Origin of the sequence: Pseudomonas syringae, assembly GCF_001698815.1 — a bacterium.
Taxonomy (GTDB): Bacteria; Pseudomonadota; Gammaproteobacteria; order Pseudomonadales; family Pseudomonadaceae; genus Aquipseudomonas; species Aquipseudomonas syringae_A.
Genome location: NZ_LGSI01000068.1, coordinates 228,989 through 248,515, shown reverse-complemented (window position 1 = coordinate 248,515; position 19,527 = coordinate 228,989). Strand labels below are relative to the sequence as shown.

The following is a 19,527-nucleotide window of genomic DNA, read 5'->3' as shown; positions in this document are numbered from 1 at the left end:
GGTTAATTCGGTCAACATCCAAATAGGTATTTGATGCCGAGAGGTAATAAAGCGTGCGATTAACGATCACTTTTCAAGCGGATTTGCTTCAATTTTGTGTCGCAGTGGTCGGTAATCGTGTCCAGGATCAGCCTGCACTAGCCGCTTTAATTAAAGCTTTCCCCTTTGCGGTCGACGACTACCCATTGAAGAATGGTTTTTATAACCTTGCGAAGGAGCAGCGGCATGCGGATGTTCAAGGCTTTGTATGAGTCAATCGAAATGCAATTTTTCGATTCACTCACCAAAAAGCTCTCAAGTCTTTTCCTGCTTGTCGCCGTCAGCGCCCTGCTGTACTGGGTAGCCTTGAGCATTCGTGCCGATATCGTGCAGCAGCTGCGCAACTCGCAGCTGGATGCGACCGTGCTGGGCCAGATTGAAGGCAGCCTGAACTCACTCAACAACGCGATTCTATTCAGCGCGTTTTTCACGCTGTGCATGGTCAGCTTCCTGGTCTGGTATTTTCGCCACCTGATCGTGCGTCCGGTCACCCATATGACCAAGGTCCTAGAAGAAATTGCCAGCGGCAGCGGCGACCTGTCCAAAGATCTGCCGCTGCTGACCCATGACGAAATTCGCGGACTGGCGAGCACCTGCAATCGCTTTCTGGGCAAACAACGGGAAATCATCAGTACGATCCAGGCCTTGACTGTGCAAATTGCCGTCGAGTCGGCTCGTTCACTGAAAAACATCAGCGACTCCAGCGACAGTGCGACCCACCAGGCACGCTTCGCCAAGGAAGTGATGGACCAAAGCAACATGGCGGTGGGCAATATCCATGAAGTTTCGCAACAGACTCAAGGAATCTCCAGCACCACAGCCCAGAACCTGAGCATGGCCCGCAACTCCTATGCCGAGCTGCTGGAAGTCACCGGCAACATCAGCGAAATCTCCAACAACCTCAACGAATTCAGCACCCTCGTCTCGGCATTGAACCAGCGTTCGTCGAGCATCAAATCCATCGTTGGCCTGATCCAGAAGATTTCCTCGCAAACCAACCTGTTGGCACTCAACGCTGCTATCGAAGCCGCACGCGCAGGTGAAAGCGGACGCGGCTTCGCGGTCGTGGCTGATGAAGTGCGCACGTTGGCGCAGAACGTCAGCAAGGCCACCGACGATATCTCGCATAACATCGACGCCATGCTGCTGGAAGTCGGTTCCACTCATGAGCAAACTGCCCACATCAGCCATAGCGCACGGGAAACCCGCAAGGTCGTCGAGCGCGCCTCCGGCCATTTCGAGACCATGATCGGCGACTTCGAGTCCACCAACGGCAAGCTTGCCGATATTGCGGAACACATTCAGCAGTTCGCCGAGAGCAATACCGGCATCAACGAGCGCGTCACCCAGATCTACGCCGACAGCCAGTCCATTGATCAACGCATGGTGCTTTCGGCCACGGCGACCCGCGACCTGTTAGGCGTTGCCGAACGGGTGCAGACGATGCTCGGCAAGTTTGTACTGGGCCATGGCGCGCTGGATGCGGCGATTACCCGGGCGAGCGAATGCCGCGACATCCTTCAGCAGCGCCTGGCGGTACTGCAACGCGAAGGACTCAATCTGTTCGACCAGAGCTATAAACTGATCCCCAACACGGATCCCAAGCAGTACATGACCAGCTACACGGAACGCTTCGCGCAGGTGTGTCAGGAAGAGTGCGACAAGCTGACCAAGGGCACAAAAGGTGGCAAGGTTTCGTTCATCGTCGACAACAAGGGCTATTGCCCGGTCAACAATAGCTGGGTTTCGAAACCGCCAACCGGCGACCGCACAGTCGACCTGCCCGTCTGCCGTAACAAACGGATGTTCAGCGACCCGGTTGGCCTGCGTGCAGCGGGGAATGTACAGCGCTTCCTGCTCCAGACTTACCTGCGCGACACCGGGGAAATCATGACCGAGATCGACGTGCCGTTCTTCTTCGATGGCCACCATTGGGGCAACCTGCGCATGGGTTTTGATGCTGCGGTATTGTTGGCGGAATAAAAGGCGCAAGGAGCAGCGCGCAATGAATACATTCAAAGTTCGCAAGCTGGAAAGTACTGATAGTGACGCGTTACTGGAGTTTGAAGTCCGTAACCGGGAATGGTTCGAATCTCATATCGATGCGCGTGCCCCTGCTTTTTATTCATTGCAGGGTGTCACCGATCATGTTGCCGGTTATTTGGCTGATTTTGCTCTCGGCAGCTGGCACCCGTTTGTTATCGAAGATTGCGCGGCGCAAATCGTTGGTCGAGCAAACCTGAAAAACATCAACGTTCCACCGGGTTGTGCAGAAGTCGGCTATCGGATCGATCAGCGCCTTTGCGGACAAGGGCTGGCGACACTGGCGCTGGAGCATCTGATCGAAGAGGCGCAAACGCGCTGGAGGCTTACGCACCTCATTGCCAAGGTCTACGAAGGTAACGTTGGTTCCAGGAAGGTGCTCACTCGGTGCGGATTTACCCTTGAACCTTCATCCGGCAAAGACCAGCCGGAGGACGAATACCGGCTGGTCCTTTCGAGCTAGAAAAGTACGATATTTGTAAGAGCCAACCTGGCCTTGCACTCGCCTGCCGCAGGTGTGTCACGTTATAGGCTCACTCGCCGACGTGCGTCACCAAATGGTCATGCATTGCCCGTTCGGCACCGCTGGCATCGCCTTGCTTGATGAACTTGAGAATTTCCTCATGTTCAGCGATGGTCAGTTCCCGTGCCTTGGCCCTCAGCATTTCCTGGCGATAATCAGCCATCCATTCAAGAATGGCGCGAGAGATTGCCGAATAGATGGGATTGCCTGAAATACGCGCGATTTCACCGTGGAACTCCATGTCGATGGTAATGAAGTCCGGGCTGTCCTGGAATTTGTGCATGTTCGCGACAATGGCTTCCAGGCGCGCAATATCCGCTGGCGAGGCTTTCTGTGCGGCAATCTTGACCAGGCCGGTCTCAAAAAAAGTCCGTGCCTGACGAAGATGGTCGACATTGGAGGCGGAACTCGACAATAAATGGCGTGCCGCGAGGTCAATCTGGCCGATCATCGAGTGCATGTCGACCTGGCCGACTTTAGCTCGCTCGCCATGCTGGATGGTGATCATGCCCATGCCCGCCAGGCGCTGCATTGCTTCGCGAACGACCGGGCGCCCTACCCCGAATGTCTCCATGAGTTCTCGCTCGGCGGGCATTTGATCGCCAGGCTGAAGATTTTCTTCCTCAATCAGGCTAAGCAGCTGCTCAAAGACTACATCGGAGAGCTTCTTGCGTTGAATCAGGCGCTTTTTAATCTCGGGCATTGCGAAAAGTAGCTCCAGGCAAAGGCATTACGGTAGACACGATGGCCACCATTATAAGCCAGCCTTGAGCACAGCATTGCAGTCAATCACCACCCGGCCCCCTACAACCGGTCATCGGGCAGGGTGGTGTTGCACCGGACTAACTGGATCAAGCCGCGTCAGCTTTGACCTTGCGCACGGCATCGATTTTCAGCATGCGCGCGATGATAAGGTCCAGTTCTTCCTCATCAAAAATGCTTTTCCAGTCGGGTTTGATGATCTTTTCGCGGCCGTAGTCGATGGCAATCATGCACGCGTCGGAAAACGGATTGGTGCTGCGAAATGCGACGGCCAAGGCAATCTGGATATGCCCGTAAAGCATGGCTTTTGCAGCGGCTTCCGGCACGCCGATACGGTTGATGGTTTCATCCAGCGCTTCTTTCATGAAGGTGCCGACCATACAGGCGACTGTCTCCACCAGAGTGGGTTCAAGATACGCCAGTTGTTTTACCGTCACCCAATGCACGACACCGACCGGCCCGTACATGACCGCGATGATATTGGCCAATTCCGAACGCTGTTTATCATTGCCGCTTTCAAATGCTGCACAAACATCCTGCACGGCGGCATTGCCGCCGAAGGCATCGGCATGTTCTTCTTTGGTGGTGCGTTCCAGAAATACCGAAGGATGGCAGGGATGCGCCACGGCTTGATGGATGTTTTCCCGTTGGGCCAACAAGCCAGCATAAGAAGCGGCTGGATCAAGGGTCAGCAAAATTGCCCCGCTTTTCATCTGCGGCACGATTTGCGCGGAGACTGCCTCAAGGGCTATATCCGGAACGGCAAGTATCACCACGTCGGCTTGTGGCACCACTTCATTGGTGACGGAAAGTTCGCGTCCTGCCGCCGCGATTTGTTCTTGCGCTCGGGGAGAGTTTTCGCAGTAGGTCACGCTGTAATGACTGGTCTGCAGATTGGCGGAAATTCGCATGCCCATCTTGCCGCCAGCGCCAACAATGGCAATTTTTTTGAGTTCGTATGTCATGGGGTCACTCCTCACTCTGTTTTGTATTTAGATAGTTCAGGTTGTGTCGAGTCCATTGATCTTCGAGCGCGCATGTAGTCGCCGCATCCTGCTCCCAGGGAAGCCAGTGCTCGATGATCTGATTGATATGTCGTTGGTTCGGCCGGACCTTGGCTTTCATGTAGTTGTAGTCCAGCAACCCCTCGCCCATCGGGCAGCCGGCAAAGGTGAAGCCGACCCAACCGTCGCGTCGGGAAAAGCTGAAATCCTTTACGTGCAGGTTCAGCACCCGATTGGCCGTCATGTCGATGACCTGGGTCGGATGCTCAAGCGCCGCAACACAGTTGCCGGGGTCAAGACAAATACCCAGCCAGGGGCTGTCAACGCGTTCGATCGCATCGAGAATGGTGCGGGTCGGAACCTGTTCGTAGGTTTCCAGGGCGAGCTTGACGTCCTGCTCGACAAACGCCGGCATGATCGCCTCCAGCAGCGCAAAAGCCTGATCAGGCGTCGGCTTGCTGGTGTTGCTGTTGAACATGCTGCGCAGCAGACGAACATCGAGAATGGCTGCGTATTCAAGGTATTTGCGCAGATGTGCCGTTTCCAGCCCGCGTGTGCCCAACTCCAGGGTCAGGCCAAGCGCGTCGGCTTGCTGCTTCAGGTCACGAAGTCGAGTGACCGAAAAAGCTTCCAGCCCCTTGTAGTCGCAGATCTGGAAAACACTCGCGCCCAGCGCTGCGGTTTGTTGCAGCATCGCCGGCAGATCGAGCGGATTCGGCACCCGCTCGCTGGCGCGCCAAAAGAACGAATAAGTGCTCAGGCCGATTGCCATTGGGCGCCCTCCTCTATCAATACCCGACGGGACTGCGCCAGCGACCTCGCTTCACCGAGTATCGATGCGAAGGCATCGGGTTCATGGGCAAAGCGGCCGAGGAACAGGCCATCCACGTGAGTACCGAGCTGCGTCAGCAGGCCAGGCCCCGCGCTGCCGCCATAAATCACCCGGGTATTTTGCAGGCCGGTATCAATGCAGTGCTGCCGCAGCGCCGCGCACACTGCGCTGATGTAGTGCGGCGATGCAGGTTGCGCCGCACCAATCGCCCACTGGGGTTCGTAAGCAACGATCAAATCACCCGACAGGCCCGCGCCATGAGCACGGTCCAAAGCCACTGTCAGTTGTTGCGCGCACAGTCTGGCGGCCTCGGCGGGCAGACTTTGGTGGTCTTCGCCGATGCACAACACCGGAGCCAAGCCATTGCGCCAGGCTGCTGCAGTTTTGTCGGCTATCTGCTGGTCAGTTTCGGCAAAGTAACGGCGGCGCTCGGCATGGCCGATTTCCACCACGTTGCAGCCCATCTCCTTCAGTACTTTGGGGCTGACTTCCCCGGTATAGGCGCCCTCGTCTGCCCAAAACAGATTCTGGGCGCCGACCAGTGCCAGGCCTTCAAATATTTCCAGGGCTGGAGCCAGCATCGGAAAGCTGGGGATCACAAACACCTGGACCTCGCCATTGCGGATGCTCGGCTCGCGCTCCAGCAGCGCCGCGATGGAACGGCTCCATTGCAGGGTTTGCTGGTAGCCGAAATACATCTTCAGGCTGACGCCCAGCGTGACGATGGGCGCGTTCATCGGGCGCTGACTCGCTCGTATTCGTTCAACGTCTGCACTTTTTGCGCAGAGGCCGAGCCCTCGTCGAAGCGGTAGGTCAGCCATTCTTTGAGCAAGCGGCGCGCGAGTTCCAGGCCAATGACGCGCTGGCCGAAGGTCAGCACCTGAGCGTTATTACTCAAGATGGCGCGTTCGACGGAAAAACTGTCGTGGGCGGTCACCGCGCGGATTCCGTGCACCTTGTTCGCTGCGATGGCAACACCAAGGCCCGTGCCGCAGATCAACAGCGCCCGGTCCGCATCACCGGCGGCGACCATCTCTGCAGCGGCGATGGCTACCAATGGATAGGACGTATGGCTTTGGCTGTCGACGCCCACATCCTTGATCAATTCCACCAGCGGATTGTTGAGCAAATCACGCTTGAGGGCTTCTTTGTACTCAAAGCCGGCGTCGTCACAGCCGATCACGATTCGTAGTTTGTCACTCATGGACTGTCTCCTTGATGCGGCTGGAAGCGGCAGGCGCGCCAGCCAGCATCGCCGGCTTGATCGCATTGATGATCAGGGAAAGGGAAAACGCGCCGGCGTCGACAGTGCCCAGGCTTTTTTCTGCCAACGGGCGGGCGCGACCGATCTTGGGACGCAATTGCGCGGTAGCGGCGGCGGCTTGTTCGGCAACTACGGCAGCGATGCTCCAGGCTTCCGGCAGTTCCAGACCCTGCGCAGCAGAATCCACCAGCGATTGGGAGAACGGCACGAGGACGTCGACCAGGGTCTTGTCGCCAACCCTGGCTTTGCCGAAGTGCATGATGCCTTCGCTGGCCTTGCGGATTCCTTCGGCGACCGATGACGCATCCGGGCTGCGCACGTCGCCAAGGGAATTCCCCAATGCAGTCAGTGCAACGCCCCAGATCGCCCCGGACGTCCCGCCCGCCTTGTCCGCCCAGGCATCGGCGGCAAAACGCAAGACAGTCCCGGCGCCGGCGCCCAGTTCCAGGACTTCGTGGGCCTTGGCAACCGCAGCACTCACGCCGCGCTGCATGCCGATGCCATGGTCGCCATCACCGGCGACGGCATCGATGCGGCCTAACTCATCGACGTGGGTCAAGACTGTGTGCCTGGCGATTTCCAGTACTTGCACCACGCAGCGTGCAGAACGCTTGGACCTGGCACTGGCCTGGGGAATGATTTGCTGTTCGATGGGCTGCAGGTCGAGTTCATTCAATGCTTCGGCGATTTGCAGACTGCCCTTGCGGTAAGCCGGTGTTGAGGTGGGGGCGCGCCAAAAGCGTTCCAGCTCTTCGTCGAGCCAGCACAGGGTCAGCGAGACCCCGGCCATGTCGAAACTGGTGACCAGTTCGCCCACTTCTGGCTCGATCACCGTCAGCCCCACGTTGGCCAGCAATTGCGCCACACGCCGGTAGACCACGAACAGTTCTTCGTACTTGACGCTGCCCAACCCATTGAGAATGACTGCGACTCGCTGGCCTTGAGGTTGAGTGATGCCGACAGGCAATTCCTTGAGCAACGAACCGACCAGCAATTCGGCCAGTTCATCAGCTGTTGGCACCGGGCCCTCATCGATACCCGGCTCACCGTGAATCCCCATGCCCAATGCCATCTTACCGATGGGCACTTCAAATAATGGATGTTCCGCGCCTGGCAAGGTGCAGCCGGAAAAGGCCACGCCCAGCGAGCGGGTTCTCTCGTTGGCATGCCGAGCGACGCGCACAACGTCGGTAAACCCGTAGCCAGCTTCCGCCGCCGCACTGGCCGCCTTGAAGACCACCAGATCACCGGCGATGCCGCGTCTTTTGTGAATCTCGTAAACTGCCGCGCTGGAAATATCGTCGGTGACCGCGATGACTTCGCAGGGAATGCCTTCGGCGTTGAGCCGGTCCTTGGCCAGGCCAAAGTGCAGGACATCTCCGGCATAGTTGCCATAGCCGAGCAAAACACCCCCGCCACGCTGAGCAAGTTTGGCGACGCCGTAGATCTGTTGTGCCGAAGGGGATGCGAACAGATTACCCATCACTGCAGCGTGAGCCAGGCCTTGCCCGACCAGCCCGGCGAACGCCGGATAGTGGCCTGACCCGCCACCAATGACGACGGCCACGCAGCCTTCAGTGCTGCGAGTATTGCGCACCACGCCTCCAGGAACCTGGCGCACCATGCTCGCGTGAGCGGCAACAAACCCTTCGACAAGCTCGCCGGCAAACGCAGAAGGCTGATTGAATAAACGAGTCATTGGGAGTCTCCTTATTGCTGCGCTGGGCGTGCAGGCGTCAGCCCATCGACCGATAAGCGACGCTGGCTGCCCAGGGCAACCATCAGCACCGCAGACATGAGCATCAAGCCGCCGACCACGAACATCGGCACGGTGTAACTTCCGGTCGATTCCTTGAGCGCTCCGGTGATAAAGCCGGCCGAGAACCCGGCAACGTTGCCCACGGTATTGATCAACGCCACTGCGGCCGCGGCCGATGCGCCGGTCAGAAACTGTGTAGGCAGCGTCCAGAAGTTAGGCAGTGCGGCGAAAATCGAGCATGCCGTGATGGTCACGACGGCCACCGTGGCGGTTGGCGAACCCATCGCCAGTGCCAAGGGAATGCTGACGGCACCGGTCAATGCTGGCAGCGCGATATGCCAGGTGCGGCAACCGCGTCGTGTTGCGTCACGGGACCAGAGGTACAAGACGACGGCCGCCGGCAGATAGGGAATCGCGGTGATCAGGCCTTTCTGCAGTACGGTGAATGTCGTACCGAACTGAGCCTGGAAGCCGCCGATGATGGTCGGCAGGAAAAACGCGAGTGCATACAGACCGTAGATAAAACCGAAGTAGATGAAACACAGCACCCACACCCGACCATTGAGCATGGCGCGGCCGACGCTGAGATGACTGGAGTTGGCCTGGGTCTGCTGCTGTTCGATTTCCAGCTCAGCCACCAGCCATTTCTTCTCGTCTGCATTCAACCACTTGGCCTCGGCAGGACGATCAACCAGATAGAACCAGGCAATGAACCCGACCAGAATCGCCGGCAGCGATACGCCAAGGAACATCACGCGCCAGCCCGCCAGGCCGAACAAGCCGTCGTGACCGATCAGCCAGGCCGCCAGCGGCGCGCCGATCACCACGGTCAATGGTTGGGCGAGATAGAACAGCGCCAGAATCTTGCTGCGATAGCGTGAAGGCACCCACAGACTTAAAAACAGGATCGCGCCCGGAAAGAAACCGGCTTCGGCAATCCCCAGCAGGAAGCGCAGCGTGTACAGCCCTTCCAGGCTGCTGACCCAGGTGAACAACAGCGACACAACACCCCAGGACACCATGATCCGGGCCAGCCACTTGCGCGCGCCGAACTTGTGCAATGCCAGGTTGCTCGGCACTTCCAGCAGGATGTAGCCGATGAAAAAGATCCCGGATGCCAGGCCGAACTGGGCAATGGTCAGCCCCAGATCCTGGGTCATGCCGTTGGGACCGGCGAAGGAAATTGCGGTGCGGTCGAGGAAGTTGATGAAGAACATCAAAGCAACAAACGGAACCAGTCGCAGTGAGATTTTGCGGATGGCTGATTTCTTGATACTGGGAGATGCGGAGACCGTGGGCATGTCATTTCTCCGGCTCATCTACGGCCTGTCGCAAGCGCGGTTCAAGGCTTATGTGATGAGATGATTTCTTATTATGGACGCTATAAGGCAGCCTCCAAACCTGGGTCAGCTCCGCAATGACGCGATCTGACCTGGCTGAATTTTTAGCATGGGTTTTTTCATTTGTATACTGGGATGATGGTATGACGACTGGACAATCTTGAATGGTTCGATAGGCGCAACGCTACAAGCCGCGTGCTTGAGCGTTCGTGGCGGTTGTTGACCTTTCATCCAGAAGTGATTTTTCGGTAATGCAGTGATCCCAGGGACCGCATTTATCCGGGAAGGGGCTAGGTTAGACGATGCATATGCGGCGTCTGACCCATTCGGGAATGAATTCCCTCCTACAGAGGCGCTACGGCGCACCACCCGCTGTAGGAGCCAACTTGTTGGAGAAACGATGACCCTGCGGAAACCAGATACCGCCTCGCGAACAAGTTCGCTCCTACACAGGTCCGCCGGTGGCGTGACAGTTCAAAGCCGCACGTCGAAGCAGCAACCGTGGGGAGCCCGGCTGTGCAGCGTTACGCTCCAGCCTTGATGAGCGCAAATGCGTTGCACCAGGGAAAGTCCCAGCCCGAGGCCTTCTCCGCGTTGTTCATCACCGCGTACGAACGGCTGGAACATGGCCTGCTGTTTCTCTTCCGGAATGCCAATGCCACTGTCCTGAACGCTGAAACCCTGTGGGTCCAGCGTCAGGCAAATGAAGCCCTCGTCCGTGTAATGCCAGGCATTGCGCAGCAGATTGCTCATGACCGAATGCAGCAACGTCGCGTTGTACAGATCAGGCAAGGGTTCGCCGGGCTCGTAGCGCAGGACAATTCCCTTTTCTTCAATAGGCTTGCGCCACATGTCCACCAACTCATCGGCCGTCGCTTTAACGGTGGCGCGTGGCCCGCGTCCGGCTTGATCGCTCTCGATTCGCGCCAATAACAGAAAGGTTTCCACGAGCTGCCGCATGCCTTCGCTGGCGCGAGCAATACGGGTCACCTGGGCGTGTGAGCGCGGGTCCAGATTCGGGTTTTCCAGCAGCAACTCGCAGGAGCTGGCCAGCACCATCAACGGCGTGCGCAGTTCATGGCTGACATCGCTGGTGAACAGTTTCTCGCGCCCCAGTGCGGCGCGCAGTCGTCCCAGGGTTTCATCAAAGGAAACAGCCAGCTCGCCGACCTCGTCGTTGGCATATTCAGGTGCCAGGGACGGCGCCAGCTCCAGTATCTGATCCCGATGGCGCACCTGGCTGGCCAGCTTGACGACCGGTGCCATGACTCGTTGTGCCAACAGGCGCCCGAGCAGCAATGCCAACAAAATGCTGAGCACAAAGCCCACGAACACCACGCCGAAAAGGATTCGTTCGCGCTTCACGCTGCTGCGTTGGTCTCGCAGCAAAACGTAGCTTCGCCCGTCGACCGAGTCCACCATGGCGTAATAGGACTTATTCCCCCGCACAAAGGTGTGAAAGCCTGGCGTCAGCTGTTTGAGGTCATCGGTCATGGCCAGATCACCTGCCCCGCCTTCAACGTAGAACCGCGAAAGCTTGTCCGGACGATGACTCCAATTGGCGGCATCCTCCATGACCAACAGGCGATGCAGGTCGCCTCCAATAGACAAGACGGTGAGTTTTTTCTCGACAAAATGAACGGTTACAACAATGCCAGCGGCAAAGACGACAGCCACCAGTGTGCTCATCAGCGTGAACACGATCACGATCCGCTGTTTGAGACTGTGTTTGATATCCATGAAATTTCCGATCAATGCATGCCGCTTGGACACAAGCCAGGCGCGCATTATCAGAGGGGGAATGTCGTTTTTTCGTCAACGCGTGAGTTGTCGCGGGCAAACGCGGCTCAGTGAACACTGAAACCGCGTTGCTGATGCGCTTTAGATGGGCAGCGCACTGACCACGCGCAATGCCAGACCTTCATAAGCGTCCAGCGTGATGGTGAACTCGCCTTGCTCGGTCAAGTCGCCTTCGACCCGCTCGTTGATGATATCCACCACGGGGCCCGGCGCTACGTCAGTCAGATGCAATGTCTCTACGATGGGCTCGGAACTGAAGTTCAGCGCGGTAATTTGCGTACCTTTCCCGGCTGGCAGTTCGTGGACCATGATCAGCAAGCCAGGATGCTGCACATCCGGAATCAGGATCTGCTTGCTTGCGGCGATATCATAGGCGCGGCGCACAGCGAGGATTTTCTTGAGCTGTGAAGCGAACGAGTCCGGCCGCTGGAGCTGATCGACAAGGCTGCCATACAGCGTCTTCGGACGCGGCATATTGCCAGCGGAAAACTCGGCTTCGGGGTCCAGATCCACCAGATCGTAGGCACCGCGATGGATCCAGCGCGTATCGCCATCCTGCATCAGATGCTGAATCTGCTCGGCTGGCAGCGTCAGTGCACCCACCAGATCCCAGCCGGACAAGGCAAAAACACCGGGTTGCATGGCGTTGAACATCACCAGCAGCAGGTGAATGTGCTGGATCTTCAGGATGTCCGCGGCGGTGATCGTTTCCAGATCGCGAATGCCCAGGGCGGCGGTAATGATGCTCGCCGTGGTGCAGGCCACGCCATTGGTGACGAACTTCAGGTTGTAAGGCGCGTGCTCGCCAGTCAGGCGTTCGTACATCTCTTCGCGAATGTGCTCACGCAGGATGTTGCCGGGGAAGGTCTGGCCTTGGTAGTGATAGGTGTCATGGGCATGCAACGTCCAGAAATGCACCAGTTCCAGGGTCAGTTCGTCATGGTTTTGCAACGCATGAATCAGCGACGCCGGGTCAATGCCAAATGCGTGCACCTGGCGCAGCATCAGTCGCAGAAACTCGGTAGTGCCGGTCAGCAGTGCGTGCTGATAGGCCGGACGCGTGATGAAGTCGTAGGACAGATCCGCGCCGCCGTGGGACATCGAGGCGATGTCATCCAGCGTCAGGTTCAACTCCTGGAAGCTGAAACCGCCCGCCTTGCGAATCGCACCGCCCAGCAACTGATTGCCGGTGATGGACAGCGGATGGCTTTCCGACCAGGCATTGCCCTCGGCCTTGCGTTCCACGCCCAGAAAGCCGTTGGCGTCCAGACGCAATACCCGCGCGCCCATGACGTCGATGGCATGCAGGGCATCACCGATGATCATCTGCTGTGCGGCAAAGCTTGGGTCGAGCCAGTTCAATGAAGGCTGGCCGTCCTTGAAATAATGCAGATACACCCAGCGTCGCGCCTTGCCATCCACGCCTTGGACGATGCTGGTAGCACTCCAGTCGGTCTCTTTGACGCCGGGCTCGAAAAAGATCACCCGCTGCAACTGGCCGACGATGTAGTGCTTTTCCTTCAGCTGATCGACGACTTCAGGCATCAGATTGACCGCGTCGCGACCTGCTGGAATATCGGGCAGCAAGTGCCAGTCTTCCTCGCGAATCTCGACCATATGGTAAAGACCGGGGTAATCCTCATAGGCCATTTCCGCAAGGCGAAAATCCGCGCCCTTGCCGGTGTGCGAAGGAATTACGTCATCAATCATCACCGCGTTGTGCGCGGCAGCAATACGGCTGAGGTTCAACAACTGCGCTTCGGTGCCCAGGTCCGGGTCGATGCCGAAGCTGATGCGGTCGAAGTTACCGTCAATGCTGGGCGTACGCTGGCGCCCTTGCAGGCCGCCAGAGGTTTTCAGCGGGCCGTTATGGATGCCCTGAATGCCGATTTCGGACAACGCGTGCCAGAGGGTTTCATCACCCAAGGCTTCCAGAACGGAACCACCTTCGCGGGTGACAATGGATGCCGGATAGGCTGTGAACCATACAGAGGCGATGGCTGAAGCGTCGCGCGGCCGGGCCTCGGCGAAGGGGCGCTGCCAGAGCCTGCCCTGCCCCGAATACAATTTGGCCCGTTGTTTTGCCGCGTTCAGCATCGATTGCTCTACCAGCCAATCCACGTATTGCTTGTCCGGTGTGGTCATAAATTCCAGTCATCCGCTTCAAGTGAACCGCGCCGAAACTGCGATTCTGCTTCCAAATACCTATTGCTATGAGCCTCTTCAGCGCTAAACGTTGCATTTTAGTTTTCAACCTGCGGGGCGCGTGGCTTGCCTCAGCGCATCGAGAACCGCGTTCGCCGCGTTGGACATCAGCGAGACTGGTCGGGCAATGACGCTGATCCGCCGCTCGACTGTCACGGGCAGTTGCATGCATTCAAAACTGCTGTCGTTTAGCGGCAGCAGCGTGCGAGGCAGGATCGACATGCAATGCCCTTTCTTGACCAGATCCAGAAGCGTTTCCACGCAACTGAGTTCGCCACGATGGCTGAGACGGACCTGGGCGTTATTCAGCTGAGTGTGCAGCGCCTCGACACCCGCATGACGCCAGGCGACATAACGCACGGTTTCCGCCAGTTGAGTAAATGTCGGCTGAATGCCGGGCGGGTGTTTTGCCGTCACCAATACATAGGTGTCCGCCCATTGCAGGTGCTCCAGGTAATGGTCGTCGAGCACCGTACTCGGCATGATCACGATGTCAGCCACGTCCCGTTTCACATTATCCAGCGAAGGGTTTTGCTCGCTGCCATGCACTGCGGACAGTGAGACTTGCGGGTGGAGTTTGCCGAGCGACGCGATGCACGCGGCCAGCGTGGTTTCTTGAATGTGAGTGAAATAGTGGACCGTTACGCGACCATTGATCTCATTTTTTTTAGTTGCTCAAGGGTTGCCAGCATCATTTCCAGAGTACGAGTGATGACTTGTCCATCCGGAGTCAGTGTGCAGCCGGTACGGCTGCGTATGAACAGGCGCTTGTTGAAGAACGCCTCGACCTCTTTGATGGCGTAACTGATGTTCGATTGGCTGCACCCCAGAATGGCGGCGGCCTCCGAAAAAGATCCCTGCAAGGCGACGGTCTGGACGACTTTGAAGAAGTGGGTTTTCATTTTCCTGAACTCTGGCGTGAGCGATGGTTGGCGCGGGCGCGATTGCACGAGGCGCAGGTCACGTTTCCAGCCGCCAGGCGCCGCCAGAAAGTAACGGCTGACTGGCTTTGTTTCGGCAGGTCGGGGAGTTATCAGGAGAGACTTGCGCGCTGACTAAATGGCCGACAGATCGCCTTGCTCCGTACCCGAGCTATTGATAGCGCGGCGAACGCGGAACGACTGTCAGCGGCGGCAAGAATTCAGACCGGCACTTTCCGAAAAAAAGGTGGGAAACGTAAGGCTGATCGGAGGTTATGAATTCATCGGGTGAGGTTTTCCCGGTCAATCCACAGGCTGGCGGTCCCTGTCAGCCTCGTAGATCAATGACTGAATCAATCAGTCGTTTTCAGTCCAGTCGAAGTCCAGCTGCAAGGCGGTACGCTCCGCCAATTCGCGGCTGTGCAGGCGCTCGACCATGTGCAGGCTCATGTCGATACCGGCCGAAATGCCGGCAGAGGTCACGAACGCGCCTTCATCGACCCAGCGCAACGTGCTGAGCACATCCACGGCCGGGAACATTTCCTTGAGGTCGTTGATGTCTTCCCAATGCGTGGTGACCTGTTTGCCAGCCAGCTTGCCGGTCTTGGCCACCAGGAATGCGCCGGTGCAGACCGCAGCGATCACCCGTTCCGGTACGGCCTGGCCGCTGATCCAGCGGATCACGTCGGGTTTCTCCAGTTCGGAGGTGATCACCCCGCCCGGTACCACCAGGCAATCCATGACCGGATGATCATTGATGGTGTAGTCCGGATCGACCTTCAAACCGGCCCGAGCGCGGACCGGCGACAACGTACGTCCGATGGTAAAGACCGTGAACAGCGGGCGTTCGTCGCGGCTGTTGCGCTGGTGCATGCGGGTGGCGGTGGTGAATACTTCGTAAGGACCTGCGAAGTCGAGGACTTCAACGTCGTCGTAGACGTAGATACCGATGTTGATTGTCACGGAAAAGGACTCCCGGGCGGCTTGCGCGACCTTGGTCAAAGGGTCAGGTTCTGGCCTGATTGCAGCGCTCAGGTTAACCAGTCCATTTGCACTGAACTACTGTCGGAAATGCCAATATCCGGTAACATCGCGCCATGAAAAATCATCTTGTCGTCGCGCTTATCTATAACCAGCTGTGCACCTTCGAATTTGGCTGCACGGTCGAAGTGTTTGCCTTGAAAAGGCCCGAGCTGGGCGTGACCTGGTACGAGTTCGCCACCTACTCGGTGGATGAAGGCGCGATCACTGCTGCCGGGGGCATCACGATCGTGCCAACGCCCGGCGAAGTGCTGCTGGAAAACGCCGATACCATCATCGTGCCGGGCTGGCGTGGCGTGGACTGCGAAGTACCGTCCAAGTTGATCGCTCAATTGCAGGCGGCGCATGCGCGGGGCGCACGGATCTGTTCAATCTGCACCGGCGCGTTCGTATTGGCGGCCGCCGGATTGCTGGAAGGAAAGCGGGTCACCACGCACTGGCGCTATACCGACATGCTGGCCAGCATGTATCCCGAGCTGACTATCCAGCCCAATGAACTGTATGTCGACCAAGGCCAGATCGTGACGGCGGCTGGCTCTGCGGCGGGTCTGGACATGATGTTGCACCTGGTACGCACCGATCACGGTGCCCGGGTGGCGAACATGGTCGCGCAGCGCATGGTGATTCCGCCCCATCGTGAAGGCGGACAGTCGCAATATGCGTCACGCCAGTTGGTATCGGCCAGCGACGGGCCGATATCGAACCTGATGGACTGGATTCGCGGCGATCTCAAGCACGCCCACAGCATCAAGGAAATGGCGGACCGGGCAGCCATCAGCACGCGCACGCTGCACAGAACCTTTATGGAAAGCACCGGTTTGACACCGTACGACTGGATTCTGGGCGAACGAATCGCCTATGCCAAAGAGCTGCTGGAGTCTTCCAACATGCGTTTGGCTGAACTGGTGGACGTTGCCGGTTTCGGTTCCGAAGAATCGTTTCGTCGCCACTTTCGCAATCTGGTGGGCGTCAGTCCCAGCAGCTATCGCAAACAATTCGCCAGGGTGTGAGGTCTATCCTTCGTCGTACAACGCATCGACAAGTGCATCGGCAAACGTGCCCCAGGCGCCGGTGACAGCAGTGTTGGTCAGCGCGACCAGGCTAATGCCGGCGGCCGGATCGACCCAATAATGGCAGCCGTATAATCCGCACCATGACCAGGTTCCGGCCCCCTGCTTGTGCTTTGCCAGCCCCGGATCGGTCAGCACCATCGGACCCAGACCAAACTTCCAGCCTGGACCCCGGTTGCTGATCGGCAGGTCGCCAATGGCATTGCCCAACAAGCTTGCGGTACTGGCTAGACTCAACAACGGCGCGCCACCTTCGCGCAGGCATTCCAGCAACTTCAGGTAATTTTCGGCCGTGCCGATCAAGCCCGCGCCTCCGGATGGATAAGCCTGCGGATCAGTCACGCGCGTTGCTGACAGCCGGGCTTCCCCACTATCGAGTTCGAGGACATCAGCGCGGCCAATTCGCAGCGGTTCACGAGCGGAATCCCGATAAGCAACAGCCAACGATTGATTGTCGGTCGCAACGAATTCGGTCGCATTCATCGCCAACGGTTGCGTCACCCAGCGTTCAATGGCTTGCGGGAGTGACATGCCGCTGGCCTGCTCGATAATCGCGCCGACCACATCCGTCGCCAGGGAATAACCCCAGGCTTCGCCGGGTTTGAACAACAATGGCACGCCAGCCAGGCGGGTCAGATTGTGTTGCAGGTCAAAGCCCGAGTGATCCAGCCCGTCCGACACCCCTGCCCGCTCATACGCGTTGCCGACGGACTGCTCAAATCCGTAGGACAAGCCCGCCGTATGCGACAGCAGGTGGTGCAAGGTGATGGTCGCTTCCGCGCCATCGGCCAAGCGTGGTCGGAAGTCCAAAAGCCAGCGTGTAATCGGCTCGTCCAGCGATAATCGCCCCGATTCACAGAGCCGTAACGCCGCCACCGAGGTCAGCAGTTTTGTCAATGACGCTAGGCGAAAACGCGTGTCTGGCGTCACCCGTCGCCGGTTTTCCCGGTCCGCCCAGCCCCGCGCCGAAGCGAAGCGCAGTTCGCCCCGCTCGGCGACCAGTAACATCCCGCCAACGATGCGTCCCGATTCGACAAACTCCTGCCAGACCCCGGCAAGTCGCTTGACCCTCGCAGCGTCGATCATCGGCATGGGTCAGTCGCCCGCGACGGCACGGCAAAAAATCCCGGCATAAGTCTGCGCCGAATGCCGTATCGGATTGGTGTGCGAACAGCCATCGGCAAAGGCCATACGTCCAACCAGCTCTGCGTCGCGATCATCAATGCCCAGCGCACTCAAGGTATGGGGAATGCCGATCTGCTCGCGTAAGGCCAGAACCCAATCCAGTACTCCGGTAAATCCCGATCCGGGCAAACCAAGAGCAATGGACAGCGCCTGCATCTGCGGGACGAGCGCTGCCTGATTGGCCTGCAACACATAAGGCAGCAGGATCGCATTGAGCAGGCCGTGATGCTGATCGTATAAAGCGCCCAAGGTCTGGGCGATGGCATGCACGCCCCCCAGGCCGCGCTGGAATGCCACCGCGCCAAGGCTTGAAGCCACGAGCATTTCCTGGCGGGCCTGCAGGTCTGTTCCATCCGCGACCGCCAGCGGCAGGAACTGCTTGATCAGCTGCATGCCTTTGACCGCCACGGCTTCGGCCATGGGGTGATAAACCGGCGAGCAATAAGCTTCCATGCAATGCGTCAAGGCGTCGATGCCAGTGGCCGCCGTAAGGTGTTTGGGCAAGCCCAGGGTCAGGTTGGCATCGAGAATCGCAATCCTCGGCATCATTCGGCTGTGCAGGATGGTGCGTTTGACCCGCGCCTCTTCATCAGTGATCACTGACGCTCGGCCCACCTCGGAACCGGTGCCCGCTGTGGTCGGCAAGGCAATGATCGGTGCGATACCCAGTGGATCGGCGCGCAAGTGGTTCTGGCCAATGTCCTCGAAATCCCACAGTGGCCGGTTCTGCCCCGACATCAAGGCAATCGCCTTGGCGGCATCCAGCGCCGATCCGCCGCCAAATGCGATGACGCCGTCATAAGCGCCAGCCTGATAAACCGCCAAACCCTCGGCAACGTTGCGTCCGGTCGGGTTGCCTTTGACCTGATCGAAAAAGCCGCAATCACCCAGGGTTGCCCGGCAGTCAGCCAACGCGCTCTGGATCATGTCGGTACCCCCCAGAAACCGGTCGGTGACCAGCAGCGGCCGGTGCATGCCGATGCTCTGGCACGCCTGGGCCAGTTCGCTGACCCGCCCCGCGCCGACGCGGATGGAGGTCGGGTAATTCCAGTCATTACTGTGCATGGTTGCAATCCTTGAGTCGGTTGAATGAAGTCGCTTGAATCAGGCAGGCAATAAACCGATCAGCAGGCGCAGACCGAACGCGATCATGAACAGACCGGTAATGATGTCGATGGCCTTTTTCATGCGCTGATAATGCTGTTGCACCGCCGGAATCGAGAACAGCGTCGCCAGCAAGACAAACCAGGAAATCGCCAGCACGGCGATGATCGATACCCCGGCCGTGCGCACCCACATCGGCAGGCCCGGCGTGGTAACGGTGGTGAACACGCTGGTGTAGAACGCCAGCGCCTTGGGGTTGGTCAAGTTGGTCAGCAGCCCGAAGTGATAGGCCCGGCGCAGGCTGCCAATACCCAGCGCGGCGATGTTGCGCGGTGCGGGTTGGCTGCCAGCGTTGCGCAGGCTTTTGCTGCCCAGCCATGTCAGATAAACGCCGCCCAGCAGCTGCAAGGCCGGTTGCAGCCAAGGCAATTGCTGAAACATCAGGCCCAAACCTGTTGCCGCCAGCAGCGCCCAGATGATGCTGCCCGAGGCAACGCCAAGCCCGGCGCAAATCCCCTGCTGCCGAGACTGGCTGAAGGACAGCTGGGTGATGACCAGGAAGTTCGGGCCGGGACTGATAATCAAGACAATGAAAGCGCCGGCGAGCGCCGTCAGCAAAGTGATCTCGGACATAGA

At 58.4% G+C, this 19,527-nt stretch carries 18 protein-coding genes; 3 read left to right on the top strand and 15 right to left on the bottom strand.

All coding sequences use genetic code 11. From position 1 onward, the window contains the following. The first annotated feature begins 225 nt into the window (after window positions 1-225). Both AFK24_RS24655 and AFK24_RS24650 read left to right on the top strand, forming a co-directional pair. The gene (locus tag AFK24_RS24655) at window positions 226-2,022 is read left to right on the top strand and encodes a methyl-accepting chemotaxis protein (protein WP_065835713.1); all 1,797 of its coding nucleotides are present in this window, start codon (window positions 226-228) and stop codon (window positions 2,020-2,022) included. Between the two features lie 22 nt (window positions 2,023-2,044). Next, the gene (locus AFK24_RS24650; protein ID WP_065835712.1) at window positions 2,045-2,545 is read left to right on the top strand and encodes a GNAT family N-acetyltransferase; all 501 of its coding nucleotides are present in this window, start codon (window positions 2,045-2,047) and stop codon (window positions 2,543-2,545) included. Window positions 2,546-2,615: 70 nt separating this feature from the next. Here the strand turns inward: AFK24_RS24650 and nanR are convergent, their stop codons facing one another. From nanR to AFK24_RS24590, 12 genes are all read right to left on the bottom strand, one after another. Next, window positions 2,616-3,308, bottom strand: a complete 693-nt coding sequence (nanR, locus tag AFK24_RS24645) for a transcriptional regulator NanR (RefSeq protein ID WP_065835711.1) — start codon at window positions 3,306-3,308, stop codon at window positions 2,616-2,618. 148 nt (window positions 3,309-3,456) lie between these two features. Then, the gene (locus AFK24_RS24640; RefSeq protein ID WP_065835710.1) at window positions 3,457-4,332 is read right to left on the bottom strand and encodes a phosphogluconate dehydrogenase C-terminal domain-containing protein; all 876 of its coding nucleotides are present in this window, start codon (window positions 4,330-4,332) and stop codon (window positions 3,457-3,459) included. A 4-nt stretch (window positions 4,333-4,336) separates the two neighbouring features. Further along, complete coding sequence (locus tag AFK24_RS24635; protein WP_065835709.1) at window positions 4,337-5,143, bottom strand: sugar phosphate isomerase/epimerase family protein; 807 nt, start codon at window positions 5,141-5,143, stop codon at window positions 4,337-4,339. Beyond that, window positions 5,128-5,940, bottom strand: coding sequence for a triose-phosphate isomerase family protein (locus AFK24_RS24630; protein ID WP_065835708.1), 813 nt, complete (start codon window positions 5,938-5,940; stop codon window positions 5,128-5,130). Before AFK24_RS24630 ends, AFK24_RS24635 begins: the two co-directional genes overlap by 16 nt. After that, a complete protein-coding gene (locus tag AFK24_RS24625; protein ID WP_065835707.1) occupies window positions 5,937-6,407 on the bottom strand; it encodes a ribose-5-phosphate isomerase in 471 nt (156 codons plus the stop codon). The genes AFK24_RS24630 and AFK24_RS24625 overlap by 4 nt, the downstream gene beginning before the upstream one ends. After that, entirely contained in the window at window positions 6,400-8,166 is a 1,767-nt protein-coding gene (locus AFK24_RS24620; RefSeq protein ID WP_065835706.1) for a dihydroxyacetone kinase family protein, read from the bottom strand. Before AFK24_RS24620 ends, AFK24_RS24625 begins: the two co-directional genes overlap by 8 nt. An 11-nt stretch (window positions 8,167-8,177) precedes the next feature. Further along, entirely contained in the window at window positions 8,178-9,527 is a 1,350-nt protein-coding gene (locus tag AFK24_RS24615) for an MFS transporter (RefSeq protein ID WP_065835705.1), read from the bottom strand. Between the two features lie 513 nt (window positions 9,528-10,040). Beyond that, window positions 10,041-11,306 (bottom strand): sensor histidine kinase, encoded by a 1,266-nt coding sequence (locus tag AFK24_RS24610; protein ID WP_065835985.1) that lies wholly within the window; start codon window positions 11,304-11,306, stop codon window positions 10,041-10,043. A gap of 141 nt (window positions 11,307-11,447) precedes the next feature. After that, on the bottom strand, window positions 11,448-13,511 hold the full coding sequence (treS, locus tag AFK24_RS24605) for a maltose alpha-D-glucosyltransferase (RefSeq protein ID WP_065835704.1): 2,064 nt from the start codon (window positions 13,509-13,511) through the stop codon (window positions 11,448-11,450). A gap of 105 nt (window positions 13,512-13,616) precedes the next feature. After that, complete coding sequence (locus tag AFK24_RS24600; RefSeq protein WP_240500454.1) at window positions 13,617-14,177, bottom strand: LysR family transcriptional regulator substrate-binding protein; 561 nt, start codon at window positions 14,175-14,177, stop codon at window positions 13,617-13,619. Between the two features lie 35 nt (window positions 14,178-14,212). Next, entirely contained in the window at window positions 14,213-14,473 is a 261-nt protein-coding gene (locus tag AFK24_RS24595; protein WP_065835703.1) for a LysR family transcriptional regulator, read from the bottom strand. A gap of 375 nt (window positions 14,474-14,848) precedes the next feature. Then, on the bottom strand, window positions 14,849-15,454 hold the full coding sequence (locus AFK24_RS24590) for a DJ-1/PfpI family protein (RefSeq protein WP_065835983.1): 606 nt from the start codon (window positions 15,452-15,454) through the stop codon (window positions 14,849-14,851). A 134-nt stretch (window positions 15,455-15,588) separates the two neighbouring features. On the opposite strand from AFK24_RS24590, the gene ftrA reads away from it, so the two are divergent. Then, window positions 15,589-16,542, top strand: coding sequence for a transcriptional regulator FtrA (gene ftrA / locus AFK24_RS24585; RefSeq protein ID WP_065835702.1), 954 nt, complete (start codon window positions 15,589-15,591; stop codon window positions 16,540-16,542). A gap of 3 nt (window positions 16,543-16,545) precedes the next feature. Here ftrA and AFK24_RS24580 read toward each other — a convergent pair whose 3' ends face one another. Genes AFK24_RS24580 through AFK24_RS24570 form a run of 3 tightly spaced genes read right to left on the bottom strand, consistent with a single transcriptional unit; the run spans window position 16,546 to window position 19,524 of the window. Continuing rightward, window positions 16,546-17,694: a serine hydrolase domain-containing protein gene (locus AFK24_RS24580; protein WP_065835701.1), complete on the bottom strand. Its 1,149-nt coding sequence runs from the start codon at window positions 17,692-17,694 to the stop codon at window positions 16,546-16,548. Between the two features lie 3 nt (window positions 17,695-17,697). Continuing rightward, the gene (locus AFK24_RS24575; RefSeq protein ID WP_065835700.1) at window positions 17,698-18,852 is read right to left on the bottom strand and encodes an iron-containing alcohol dehydrogenase; all 1,155 of its coding nucleotides are present in this window, start codon (window positions 18,850-18,852) and stop codon (window positions 17,698-17,700) included. 39 nt (window positions 18,853-18,891) lie between these two features. Further along, complete coding sequence (locus AFK24_RS24570) at window positions 18,892-19,524, bottom strand: LysE family transporter (protein WP_065835699.1); 633 nt, start codon at window positions 19,522-19,524, stop codon at window positions 18,892-18,894. Window positions 19,525-19,527: the final 3 nt, after the last annotated feature.